The following is an 11,934-nucleotide window of genomic DNA, read 5'->3' as shown; positions in this document are numbered from 1 at the left end:
AGGAGTAGAGTCAGGCCTTCTGGCTGTGCAGGTTTTTCATCGCGCGGTTCCATTCCCCGGCGAGGATATCCGGCAGCACGCCGAGGGCAAAGTCGATGCTGGCATCGAGTTTTTCCTGTTCGGCGCGTGGCGCACGACCCAGGACGAAATTTGAAACCATACTGGCTACGCCCGGATGGCCAATGCCAAGCCGCAAGCGGTAGAAGGTATTCTGATTGCCCAGTTGCGCGATGATGTCGCGCAACCCGTTGTGACCGCCATGGCCGCCGCCCTGTTTGAGTTTGGCAACGCCCGGAGGCAGGTCGAGTTCGTCATGCGCCACGAGGATTTCTTCAGGCTTGATGCGGAAGAATCCTGCGAGTGCCGCCACGGCCTGGCCGCTGCGGTTCATGTACGTGGTGGGAATCAGCAGACGAACATCCTGACCCTGGTGCGAATAACGCCCGGTCAGGCCGAAATATTTGCGATCCGCCACAAGGTTGACGCCTTGTGCGTTCGCGATGCGCTCAACAAAAAGGGCCCCTGCGTTATGCCGGGTCTGTTCGTATTCAGCGCCTGGATTTCCCAGGCCAACGATCAGTTTGATGGCAGTCACGATAGGGGCCCTTCTTTGGAGTGGTGGATAACATCGCCGCAATCCGGGTGTGCGGCGAAAGTGGACGACAAGTGCTCATTTACCATTATGTAAACTCCGCGTTCTCGCCCGCTTTCTCGCTACGTTCCAGTCCGCGATGTTACCGGGTCACTCCGGCATCACAGAGTGAATTACTCTGCAGCGCCTTCAGCAGCTTCTGGAGCAACACGTGGAGCGTGGACGTTGGCAACAGCCTTGTCATCGCCGTGTGCCAGAGCAACAAACTCAACGCCTTTAGGGGCTTTGAGGTCGGACAGGTGAATGATCGAACCGATTTCGGCGTTAGCCAGGTCGACTTCGATGAATTCAGGCAGGTCTTTTGGCAGGCAGGTCACTTCGATTTCAGCAACAACGTGCGAAATCTCGCCGCCTTTCTTCGCTGGTGCTTCTTCGTTGATGAAGTGCACTGGAACGATAGCGGTCAGCTTTTGGCCGGCAACTACGCGTACGAAGTCAGCGTGCATCACGTGGCCTTTGGCCGGGTGACGCTGCAGAGCTTTGATGATTACGTTTTGCTTGGTGCCACCAACGTTCAGCTCGATGATGTGGCTGTAAGCCGCTTCGTTTTCGAGCAGTTTGGCAACTTCTTTAGCCAGCATGCTGATGGATTCAGGGGCTTTTTCGCCACCGTAAACTACAGCTGGTACCAGGCTTGCGAGACGACGCAGGCGGCGGCTCGCACCTTTCCCCAGGTCGGAACGCACTTCAGCATTCAGAGTAAAATCGTTCATGTTGTATCTCCAAAATAACCACATTCGCCCCAGCGTTTGCGACCAGCGCTAAAGGCGATATGGGCAAAAAAGCCCCGCCCCGACAGGAATGCCGGGGCGGGGCGCTTTTCGTCAACGAGCTGTTCGAGAAGGGCAGGGCCCTTAACGGAACATCGCGCTGATCGATTCTTCATTGCTGATGCGGCGAACCGCTTCGGCAACAACCGGCGCGATATCCAGTTGACGGATACGCGAGCAGGCTTGAGCAGCAGCGGACAACGGGATGGTGTTAGTCACCACCAGTTCGTCCAGCATGGAATTTTCAATGTTTTCGATCGCCCGACCGGACAGCACAGGGTGTGTGCAGTAGGCGAAAACCTTGGCAGCGCCATGCTCTTTCAAAGCCTTTGCCGCGTGGCACAGAGTGCCGGCGGTATCGACCATGTCATCGACCAGAATACAGGTACGCCCTTCGACATCACCGATGATATGCATCACTTCAGAGTGATTGGCTTTCTCACGGCGTTTGTCGATGATCCCGAGATCCACGCCCAGGGATTTGGCAACAGCACGTGCACGCACGACGCCGCCAATGTCCGGGGACACGATCATCAGGTTTTCGAAGCGCTGATCTTCAATGTCATCCACCAGAACGGGGGAGCCGTAGATGTTATCTACCGGAATATCGAAGAAACCCTGGATTTGGTCAGCATGCAGATCAACCGTGAGAACACGGTCGATGCCGACTACGGTAAGCATGTCAGCAACGACTTTCGCGCTGATAGCCACACGTGCGGAACGCGGACGGCGATCCTGACGGGCATAACCAAAGTAAGGAATAACAGCAGTAATACGAGTAGCCGAGGAGCGGCGGAAGGCATCAGCCATCACTACCAGTTCCATCAGGTTATCGTTGGTCGGAGCGCAAGTCGGCTGAATAATGAAGACATCTTTACCGCGGACGTTTTCATTGATCTCGGCTGTAATCTCGCCGTCGGAAAACTTACCGACAGAGATGTCACCGAGAGGGATATGCAGCTGACGTACGACACGCCGAGCCAGATCGGGGTTAGCATTCCCCGTAAAGACCATCATCTTGGACACGCGCAGTACCTAGAGGCTGAGGGTAACCTGGATGAGTATAGAAAATGGCAGGGGCGGCTGGATTCGAACCAACGCATGGCAGGATCAAAACCTGCTGCCTTACCGCTTGGCGACGCCCCTGTATCTGTTGCAACGATTACCCAGTAATCGGTTCCTTTAGAGCAGACTTTGCAGCTTGCGATGCAACATCGAAACGTTGCTTCCCTTTGCTACAAACCCTGTAAGGGTCTCTGTAAGAAGGGCCGAGACTTTATCAGCTTCAGCTTTGCTTGGGAAGCCCCCAAACACACAACTTCCAGTTCCGGTGAGTTTTGCTTCGGTAAAATTACCTAACAAATTCAATGCGTTACGTACATCTGGATAACGCCTTGCTACCACCGGTAAGCAGTCATTTCGACTGTTTCCCTTGGGAACGGGGCGCACTTTAATGGGAGAAGAGTTACGTGTCAACAACGGATCTGAAAAAATTTCTGCTGTACTTACAGATACTTGCGGCACAAGCACGAGATACCACGGTTCTTCGGGGTCTACAGGGGTGAGTTTCTCTCCCACACCCTCGGCGAAAGCCGCGTGGCCACGCACGAAAACCGGGACGTCGGCGCCCAGCGTCAAGCCCAGTGCGGCCAGTCGATCCTCATCCCAACCCAGTTGCCAGAGGTGATTGAGCCCGAGCAAAGTCGTCGCGGCATTTGAACTGCCGCCACCGATGCCGCCGCCCATTGGCAGGATTTTTTCGATCCAGATGTCGATGCCGAGCGAACAACCGGATTGCTCCTGAAGTTTTTTTGCCGCTCGAACAATCAGATTGCTGTCGTGCGGTACGCCTTCGAATTCGGTGTGCAGTTGAATCACACCGTCGTCGCGCACGGCGAAAGTAATTTCATCGCCGTAGTCGAGAAACTGAAAAATCGTCTGCAACTCGTGGTAACCGTCTTCACGGCGACCGAGGATGTGCAGCATCAGATTGAGTTTGGCCGGGGAGGGCAGCGTCAAGCGTGGGGTCGTCATGTTCATTGCCCCAATTTGCGCGGTTGCCATTCCTTGATCACCAGCGTGACATCAAGGTCGGTGCCATGCAGTTTGATCCGCTCGGGCAGCCAAAAGCCGTTTTGCTCAGCGTAACTCAGGTATTCGACTTGCCAGCCATCCTGTTCCAGATTGGCCAAGCGGCTATCGGTGTCCAGGGTCAGGCGGCTCTTGCTGTCCGGCGCCGGGAGTCCGCGGACCCACCACGCCAGATGGGACACCGGCAACTTCCAGCCGAGCTGTTCTTCGAGCAGCACTTCCGGCGTCGGCGCTTCATAGCGCCCCTGATTGGCGACTTCCAGCGAGACCTTTCCGGGGTGTCCGGTCAGGCGTGCGGCGCCGCGACCCAGAGGGCCCGAAAGGCGAATGTCGTAATAGGACTGGCGCTGCAACCAGAACAGCGTGCCGCTGCCCGAGTCTTTTGGCGCGCGAATGCCGATCTTGCCGTTGATCTGCCAGCCGTCGAGGCCGGTCAGTTGTTCTTTGTGAACGCGCCACAGGCCGGCGTCGCCCTGACCCTGTACCGATTCGCGGGCACCGAAGCCCGCGCAACCGGCGAGCAGGGCGATGAAACTGAAAACGATGAAGTGGCGCAAAAACATAAGCTTAAAGAGTCTCTGATCCGGTCAGGCGCTTGATGGTGCCGCGCAGGATTGGGCTGTCGGGTTGTTCCTTGAGGAACTTGCCCCAGATTTGTTTGGCTTCGCGTTGTTTGCCATTGGCCCACAGGACTTCGCCGAGGTGAGCGGCCACTTCCTGGTCGGGAAAGCGATCGAGCGCCTTGCGCAGCAGTTTTTCCGCTTCGTCGAGATTGCCCATGCGGAAATTCACCCAGCCGAGGCTGTCGAGTACCGCCGGATCTTCCGGATTGATCTGGTGTGCCTGTTCGATCAGGGCCTTGGCTTCGGCATAACGCGTCGTGCGGTCGGACAAGGTGTAGCCGAGGGCGTTCAGCGCCATGGCGTTGTCCGGGTCGCGCTTGATGATCAGCCGCAGGTCTTTTTCCATCTGCGCCAGGTCATTGCGTTTTTCCGCCTGCATGGCGCGGGTGTACAGCAGATTCAGATCGTCCGGGTATTGCTGCAAGGCTTTATGCAGAACATTCCAGGCCTTGTCCCCCTGTTTATTGGCGGACAGGGTTTCGGCTTCGATCAGATACAGCTGAATCGCGTAATCGGGTTGTTCGTCACGCTCGGCCGCCAGGCGGCTTTGCGCTTCGGCGGTCTTGCCGTTGTTCATCAGGATATCGGCCTGGCGCAACTGTGCCGGCAGGTAGTCGTTGCCCGGGCCGACCTTGGCGTATTCGATCAGTGCGCCCTGGGGATCGTTGCGCTCTTCAGCGATACGGCCGAGGTTCAGGTGTGCCGAGTCGACATGGCTTTCACGGGCGATCAGGTCTTCCAGGTAGCCCTTGGCCTCGTCCCAGGCCTTGGCTTCCAGGCACACCAGCGCCAGGGAGTAACGCAATTCGTCGTCTTCGGGGTACTGCTGAACCAGGCTCGAAAACTCGACTTTGGCGTCGTCCATCCGGTCCTGTTCGACCAGCATGCGGGCATACGTCAGGCGCAGGCGTTTGTCGTCCGGGTATTTCTTGATGCTTTTTTGCAGCAGCGGCAACGCTTCATCACCACGATTGAGCGTTTGCAGCAGGCGTGCGCGCAGCAGAATCGGGGCTATTTCGCCGTCATCCGGCGGGTTGTCTTCCAGCAGCGTCAGTGCGCCTTTGCTGTCGCCGTCCTGTTGCATCAACAAGGCCTTGCCGAAAATCAGCTGGCTGTTGTTGGGGTGACGCTGCAACAAACGGTCAAAACTTTTCATCAGGCCGTTGCGGGTTTCCTGATCGGTATCGGCCGCAGACAGGGCCAGAAAATCGAAATGCGTGTCGCCCTTGCCTTGCAGGACTTTCTCCATATAGGCCATGGAGTCGTCATAACGCCCGGCGCGCGCCAGTTGCACGGCCGCGGCCCGTTGCGCCTCGAGGTCGTCCGGGGCGTTTTTCGCCCAGATCAGTGCAGTGTCCAGGGCGGCCTGATCGGCGCCCAGGTACTCGGCGATGCGAAACGCCCGTTCGGAGATGCCCGGATCCTGGGTGTTGATGGCCTGGGTCACGTAGTTGTCCAGCGCAATGTCGAAACGATTGCGTTGGCCAGCCAGTTCGGCGCTCAACAGGCTGAAGATGGTTTCTTCGCTGAACGAGCTGTAGACCTTGGGCTTTTCAGGGGCCGGAGTGCTGTCTTCGACCGGCGACGTACCGTCCGACGAAACGGGTGCCAAGGCCTGGCAGCCGCTGAGGAAGACAAAAGCGAGGAGCAACGCGGAAGATCTATTCATATAGGAAGAGGACGACTAACCTGCGGTCAGATCATCATGACACAAGCCTTCGGCCAAACATAACCGGCCGGGCAATTTACCCTTGCACGTACGGAACGTGTCGGACACCCCCCCTGTAGGAGCCGGCTTGCCGGCGATGGACTTGCAGGTGTCGCGTCTTTTCCAGAATAAATGCGTCATCGTTCACGACCATCGCCGGCAAGCCGGCTCCTACAGGGTGGTGCGTGGATCAAAACTTGTGTAAACGAGAAATGTTCGCAAAGCCGGGCATCGGCTACCAGGTCAATAGAGATCGAGTAGTTGTTCTGAATCTGTCGAAGTAGGACAATTGCCGGCTTCACGTCACCATCAGCGACCTTGAATGGCCTTCCTTGCACTCGGTATTAACCACAAGACTGCTTCAGTAGACGTCCGCGAGCGCGTGGCCTTTACCCCTGAGCAGCTGGTGGAGGCCTTGCAGCAGCTCTGCCGACTCACCGACAGCCGCGAAGCTGCGATCCTCTCCACCTGCAATCGCAGTGAACTCTATATAGAACAGGATCACCTTTCGGCGGACATCGTGCTGCGCTGGCTGGCCGATTATCACCATCTGAGCCTCGACGAGCTGCGCGCGAGCGCTTATGTGCACGAAGATGATGCGGCAGTTCGTCACATGATGCGGGTCGCCTCCGGGCTCGACTCGCTGGTGCTGGGCGAACCGCAGATCCTCGGCCAGATGAAATCCTGCTACGCCGTGGCCCGCGAGGCCGGCACCATCGGTCCGCTGCTCGGGCGTTTGTTCCAGGCCACGTTCAATGCGGCCAAACAAGTGCGCACCGACACCGCCATCGGCGAGAACCCGGTGTCCGTGGCGTTTGCCGCAGTCAGCCTGGCGAAACAGATTTTCAGCGACCTGCAACGCAGCCAGGCCTTGCTGATCGGTGCCGGCGAGACCATCACCCTGGTCGCCCGCCATCTGCACGAGTTGGGGGTAAAACGCATCGTCGTCGCCAACCGCACCCTGGAGCGCGCAAGCATTCTGGCCGAGCAGTTTGGCGCCCATGCCGTGTTGCTCTCCGACATTCCGGCCGAACTGGTGCGCAGCGACATCGTCATCAGTTCCACCGCCAGCCAGTTGCCGATCCTCGGTAAAGGCGCGGTGGAAAGTGCCTTGAAACTGCGCAAGCACAAACCGATCTTCATGGTGGACATCGCCGTACCGCGCGATATCGAGCCTGAAGTCGGCGAATTGGACGACGTTTACCTTTATAGCGTCGACGATCTCCACGAAGTGGTCGCCGAAAACCTCAAGAGCCGTCAAGGCGCTGCGCAAGCGGCGGAAGAGATGGTTTCGGTCGGCGCCGAAGATTTCATGATCCGTCTGCGCGAACTGGCAGCGGTGGATGTACTCAAGGCCTATCGCCAACAAAGCGAGCGCCTGCGTGACGAAGAATTGCAGAAGGCCCAACGCATGCTGGCCAACGGCAGCAGCGCCGAAGACGTGCTGGTGCAACTGGCGCGTGGCTTGACCAACAAACTCTTGCACGCCCCGAGCGTGCAGTTGAAAAAGCTCTCAGCCGAAGGTCGCCTCGACGCACTGGCCATGGCCCAGGAACTCTTTGCCCTCGGTGAGGGCTCATCGGATAGCTTTTCGGATAAAAAACCGCAATGAAAGCGTCACTGCTCAATAAGCTGGACATCCTCCAGGACCGTTTCGAGGAATTGACCGCCTTGCTTGGCGACGGCGAGGTCATTTCCGACCAGACCAAATTCCGCGCCTATTCCAAGGAATACGCGGAAGTCGAGCCGATTGTCGACGCCTATAAACAGTTGCTCAAAGTACAGAGCGACCTCGAAGGCGCCCAGGCACTGCTCAAGGACAACGACCCGGACATGCGTGAAATGGCCGTGGAAGAAGTCCGCGAAGCCAAAGAGCAATTGATCGAGATCGAAGCCAGCCTGCAACGCATGCTGCTGCCCAAGGACCCGAACGACGGGCGCAACGTGTTCCTTGAAATCCGCGCCGGCACTGGCGGTGACGAGGCGGCGATCTTCTCCGGCGACCTGTTCCGCATGTATTCGCGTTACGCCGAGCGTCGCGGCTGGCGTGTGGAAATCCTCTCGGAAAACGAGGGCGAGCATGGCGGCTATAAAGAAGTCATCGCCCGCGTCGAAGGCGACAACGTCTACGGCAAGCTGAAATTCGAATCCGGCGCGCACCGCGTGCAACGGGTTCCGGCCACTGAATCCCAGGGGCGTATCCACACTTCGGCGTGCACCGTGGCGGTATTGCCCGAGCCGGACGAGCAGGAAGCGATCGAGATCAACCCGGCGGACCTGCGGATTGATACCTACCGTTCTTCCGGTGCCGGTGGCCAGCACGTCAACAAGACGGACTCGGCGATCCGCATCACGCACTTGCCGTCCGGTATCGTCGTCGAGTGCCAGGAAGAACGTTCCCAGCACAAGAACCGCGCCCGGGCGATGTCCTGGCTGTCGGCCAAGCTCAATGATCAGCAGACCAGCGCCGCAGCGAATGCCATCGCCAGCGAGCGTAAGTTGCTGGTCGGTTCGGGTGATCGCTCCGAGCGCATCCGCACCTACAACTTTGCCCAGGGCCGGGTCACCGACCACCGGGTCAACCTGACGCTGTATTCCCTCGACGAAATTCTCGCGGGCGGTGTCGATGCGGTGATCGAACCGTTGCTGGCCGAATACCAGGCCGACCAATTGGCAGCGATAGGTGACTAAATGACGATCATTGCCAGTTTGTTGCGCGCCGCTGATTTACCCGACTCGCCGACGGCGCGTCTGGATGCCGAATTGCTGCTGGCGGCGGCGTTGGGCAAGTCCCGCAGTTTTCTGCACACCTGGCCGGAGCGCATCGTTCCGAGCGACGCCGCGCTGAAGTTTGCCGAGTACCTGCAACGCCGTCGTGGCGGTGAGCCGGTGGCTTACATTCTGGGCCAGCAAGGTTTCTGGAAGCTGGATCTGGAAGTTGCGCCGCACACCTTGATCCCGCGCCCGGACACCGAATTGCTGGTGGAAGCCGCGCTGGAATTGTTGCCCGCCACCCCCGCCAAGGTCCTCGATCTCGGCACCGGCAGCGGCGCCATTGCGTTGGCCCTGGCCAGCGAGCGTCCGGCGTGGAGCGTCACCGCTGTGGATCGTGTACTCGAAGCCGTGGCTTTGGCCGAGCGCAATCGTCAGCGTTTGCACCTGAACAACGCCACCGTGCTGAGCAGTCATTGGTTCAGCGCCCTGGAAGGTCAACGTTTCCAGCTGATCATCAGCAACCCGCCGTACATTGCATCCGCCGATCCGCATCTGGTGGAAGGCGATGTGCGCTTCGAACCGGCTAGTGCCTTGGTGGCTGGAGTCGACGGGCTCGACGATCTGCGTTTGATCGTCGCCCAGGCCCCGGATTATCTGGAAGCGGGCGGCTGGCTGATGCTCGAACACGGTTATGATCAAGCCGAAGCCGTGCGCGATTTGTTGCAGACTCGCGGCTTTGAAGAAGTCCACAGCCGCACCGATCTGGGCGGTCACCAACGGATCAGCCTGGGGCGCCTGCCGTGCTGAATGATCAGGAATTGTTGCGCTACAGTCGGCAGATTCTGTTGCAGCACGTCGACATCGACGGCCAGTTGCGATTGAAAGAAAGCCGCGTGTTGATCATCGGTCTCGGCGGCCTCGGTTCGCCGGTTGCGTTGTACCTCGCCGCCGCGGGCGTCGGTGAGCTGCATCTGGCGGACTTCGACACCGTCGACCTGACCAACCTGCAACGCCAGATCATTCACGACACCGACAGCGTCGGCCAGACCAAGGTCGATTCGGCGATCCGCCGCCTGAGCGCGATCAACCCCGAGATCAAGCTGGTCGCCCATCGTGCCGCGCTGGACGAAGATTCCCTGGCCGCTGTGGTGGCCACAGTGGACCTGGTCCTCGACTGTTCCGACAATTTTTCCACCCGCGAAGCGGTCAACGCTGCGTGCGTGGCGGCCGGCAAGCCGTTGGTCAGCGGCGCAGCGATTCGACTTGAAGGGCAATTGTCGGTGTTCGACCCGCGCCGTCCGGACAGTCCGTGCTACCACTGTTTATACGGGCACGGCAACGAAGCTGAATTGACGTGCAGTGAAGCGGGCGTCGTCGGTCCTTTGGTGGGACTGGTCGGCAGCCTTCAGGCACTGGAAGCCATGAAACTGCTGGCCGGTTTCGGCGAACCGCTGGTAGGGCGCCTGTTGTTGATCGATGCCTTGGGTTCGCGCTTCCGTGAATTGCGCGTCAAGCGTGATCCGGGCTGTAGCGTCTGTGGGCCGAAACATGCGTGAAGCGCCCATTGGCGTGTTCGACTCCGGGGTCGGTGGGCTGTCGGTGCTGGCCGAGGTCCAGCGTTTGCTGCCCAACGAGTCTCTGCTGTACGTCGCCGATTGCGGCAATATTCCTTACGGCGAGAAAACCCCGGAATTCATTCGCCATCGTTGCAGCGTGATGGCCGAATTTTTTCAGCAGCAAGGCGCCAAGGCCCTGGTGCTGGCCTGCAACACGGCGACGGTGGCCGGTGTTGCCGATTTGCGGCGCGACTTCCCCGAGTGGCCCATCGTCGGCATGGAGCCTGCGGTCAAACCGGCCGCCGCAGCGACCCGCAGCGGCGTGGTCGGTGTCCTCGCCACCACGGGCACCTTGCAGAGCGCCAAGTTCGCTGCGTTGCTCGACCGTTTCGCCACCGATGTGCAGGTGATCACTCAGCCGTGCCCGGGGCTGGTGGAGCTGATTGAAAACGGCGATCTGCACAGTCCCGCCCTGCGTGAGTTGCTGGCTCGCTATGTCGGGCCGCTGCTCGCCGCAGGCTGCGACACGATAATTCTCGGCTGCACGCATTACCCCTTCCTAAAGCCGTTGCTTAAGCAGATGATCCCCGAGGACATCAGCCTGATCGATACCGGCGCCGCCGTCGCGCGACAACTTCAGCGGCTGTTGGCCGAGCGTGAATTGCTGGCTGAGGGTCCAGTTCGTGCAGCGCAATTCTGGACGAGTGCCGATCCGGAACATTTCAGAAATATCTTGCCGATACTGTGGAATACCGCTGGCGTTGTGCAAAGCTTCAATAGGTAGTTTGGGGAAACGGGTAATTGGGGTGAACTTCTGATTAAGCGTCGGCTTCTATTGCGGTAAGCAACAAAAAAACCATACGAAATCGTACGGAAAAGGATGTTTCTATGAAGCGACTATTCTGCTTGGCCGCGATTGCGGCCGCATTGATGGGGCAAAGTTATACCGCACAGGCGGCAGGCGTGGAGTTCGGGGTCGGCCAGACCAGCGATTCGACCATGACCTATCGTTTGGGCATGCAATTCGATTGGGACAAGAGCTGGTTGCAAAGTGACGTCGGTCGTTTGACCGGTTACTGGAGTGGTGCCTACACCTATTGGGAAGGCGACAAGACTTCCAGCAACCACAGCCTGTCTTTCTCGCCGGTGTTTGTTTATGAGTTTGCCGGTCAGAACGTCAAACCTTATCTAGAGCTCGGGGTTGGCGTGGCGGCGTTCTCGAATACCGAACTTGAAGGCAACGAACTGGGCAGCGCCTTTCAGTTCGAAGACCGTTTTGGCTTCGGTCTGCGTTTTGCGGGCGGGCATGAAGTCGGGATTCGTGCGACGCACTATTCCAATGCGGGGCTCAGCAGCCCGAACGATGGTGTAGAAAGTTACGCGCTGCACTACACGATGCCGTTGTAAGACTAAAAGCTTCGCGGGCAAGCCTCGCTCCTACAGGGGATCATCCAACCTGTAGGAGCGAGGCTTGCCCGCGAAGGCGTCAGATCAGGCAACACATTTCTAAATCATCGATACGCCGTGCTAATCCCCTGGCGCTCTTCGATGCACTCCGGTGCGCCCATCTCGAACTCCCGGCAGATCAGCGGGCGTTTTTCGTAGATCGTGCACATCATCGTGTTGCGATCCAGCGCAGCGCACCAGCCGTCGTCCAGGCGCAGCATGACTTCCCCGCCCCAATCATCGGTATCGATAAAACGTTCGGGCACGCCCGTGTCGGTGATCAGCATCACTTCGAGCTGGCAGCAGCAGGCCGCGCAGGTCGAGCACGTGACCGCAGGCTCGGTGATTTGCGTGTGGGGAATGGTTTTCATGG

13 protein-coding genes and 1 tRNA gene are annotated in these 11,934 nt (G+C 58.7%); 6 read left to right on the top strand and 8 right to left on the bottom strand.

Annotated elements, in window-relative coordinates:
- Positions 1-10 precede the first annotated feature (10 nt).
- The 7 genes from pth to IB246_RS13535 form a co-directional block, all read right to left on the bottom strand.
- Positions 11-595, bottom strand: a complete 585-nt coding sequence (gene pth, locus IB246_RS13565; protein ID WP_008037207.1) for an aminoacyl-tRNA hydrolase — start codon at positions 593-595, stop codon at positions 11-13.
- Positions 596-765: 170 nt separating this feature from the next.
- Complete coding sequence (locus tag IB246_RS13560) at positions 766-1,365, bottom strand: 50S ribosomal protein L25/general stress protein Ctc (RefSeq protein ID WP_008025849.1); 600 nt, start codon at positions 1,363-1,365, stop codon at positions 766-768.
- Between the two features lie 141 nt (positions 1,366-1,506).
- Positions 1,507-2,448, bottom strand: coding sequence for a ribose-phosphate pyrophosphokinase (locus IB246_RS13555; protein ID WP_003208392.1), 942 nt, complete (start codon positions 2,446-2,448; stop codon positions 1,507-1,509).
- Between the two features lie 45 nt (positions 2,449-2,493).
- Positions 2,494-2,568, bottom strand: a tRNA-Gln gene (locus IB246_RS13550).
- A gap of 36 nt (positions 2,569-2,604) precedes the next feature.
- On the bottom strand, positions 2,605-3,456 hold the full coding sequence (ispE, locus tag IB246_RS13545; RefSeq protein WP_032832349.1) for a 4-(cytidine 5'-diphospho)-2-C-methyl-D-erythritol kinase: 852 nt from the start codon (positions 3,454-3,456) through the stop codon (positions 2,605-2,607).
- A 2-nt stretch (positions 3,457-3,458) separates the two neighbouring features.
- Positions 3,459-4,076 carry a lipoprotein insertase outer membrane protein LolB gene (gene lolB / locus IB246_RS13540; protein WP_008025852.1) on the bottom strand — a complete coding sequence of 206 codons (618 nt, stop codon included), beginning with the start codon at positions 4,074-4,076 and terminating at the stop codon, positions 3,459-3,461.
- Between the two features lie 4 nt (positions 4,077-4,080).
- Complete coding sequence (locus tag IB246_RS13535; protein ID WP_008025853.1) at positions 4,081-5,805, bottom strand: tetratricopeptide repeat protein; 1,725 nt, start codon at positions 5,803-5,805, stop codon at positions 4,081-4,083.
- Between the two features lie 361 nt (positions 5,806-6,166).
- On the opposite strand from IB246_RS13535, the gene hemA reads away from it, so the two are divergent.
- The 6 genes from hemA (at position 6,167) to IB246_RS13505 (ending at position 11,522) form a co-directional block, all read left to right on the top strand.
- On the top strand, positions 6,167-7,456 hold the full coding sequence (gene hemA, locus IB246_RS13530; RefSeq protein ID WP_008025854.1) for a glutamyl-tRNA reductase: 1,290 nt from the start codon (positions 6,167-6,169) through the stop codon (positions 7,454-7,456).
- Positions 7,453-8,535 (top strand): peptide chain release factor 1, encoded by a 1,083-nt coding sequence (gene prfA / locus IB246_RS13525; protein WP_008025856.1) that lies wholly within the window; start codon positions 7,453-7,455, stop codon positions 8,533-8,535. Before hemA ends, prfA begins: the two co-directional genes overlap by 4 nt.
- Positions 8,536-9,366: a peptide chain release factor N(5)-glutamine methyltransferase gene (prmC, locus tag IB246_RS13520; protein ID WP_008037210.1), complete on the top strand. Its 831-nt coding sequence runs from the start codon at positions 8,536-8,538 to the stop codon at positions 9,364-9,366.
- Positions 9,360-10,115 carry a molybdopterin-synthase adenylyltransferase MoeB gene (locus tag IB246_RS13515; protein ID WP_008037211.1) on the top strand — a complete coding sequence of 252 codons (756 nt, stop codon included), beginning with the start codon at positions 9,360-9,362 and terminating at the stop codon, positions 10,113-10,115. The genes prmC and IB246_RS13515 overlap by 7 nt, the downstream gene beginning before the upstream one ends.
- Positions 10,108-10,899: a glutamate racemase gene (murI, locus tag IB246_RS13510; RefSeq protein ID WP_008037212.1), complete on the top strand. Its 792-nt coding sequence runs from the start codon at positions 10,108-10,110 to the stop codon at positions 10,897-10,899. The genes IB246_RS13515 and murI overlap by 8 nt, the downstream gene beginning before the upstream one ends.
- A 104-nt stretch (positions 10,900-11,003) precedes the next feature.
- A complete protein-coding gene (locus IB246_RS13505; protein ID WP_008037213.1) occupies positions 11,004-11,522 on the top strand; it encodes an acyloxyacyl hydrolase in 519 nt (172 codons plus the stop codon).
- 104 nt (positions 11,523-11,626) lie between these two features.
- Here IB246_RS13505 and IB246_RS13500 read toward each other — a convergent pair whose 3' ends face one another.
- The gene (locus tag IB246_RS13500) at positions 11,627-11,932 is read right to left on the bottom strand and encodes a YkgJ family cysteine cluster protein (RefSeq protein WP_008025864.1); all 306 of its coding nucleotides are present in this window, start codon (positions 11,930-11,932) and stop codon (positions 11,627-11,629) included.
- Positions 11,933-11,934: the final 2 nt, after the last annotated feature.

It is taken from the genome of Pseudomonas sp. PDM01, from assembly GCF_014852325.1.
Classification (GTDB): Bacteria; Pseudomonadota; Gammaproteobacteria; order Pseudomonadales; family Pseudomonadaceae; genus Aquipseudomonas; species Aquipseudomonas migulae.
The sequence above is the reverse complement of the archived record's forward strand: the minus strand, read 5'-3'. Positions and strand labels throughout refer to the sequence as shown.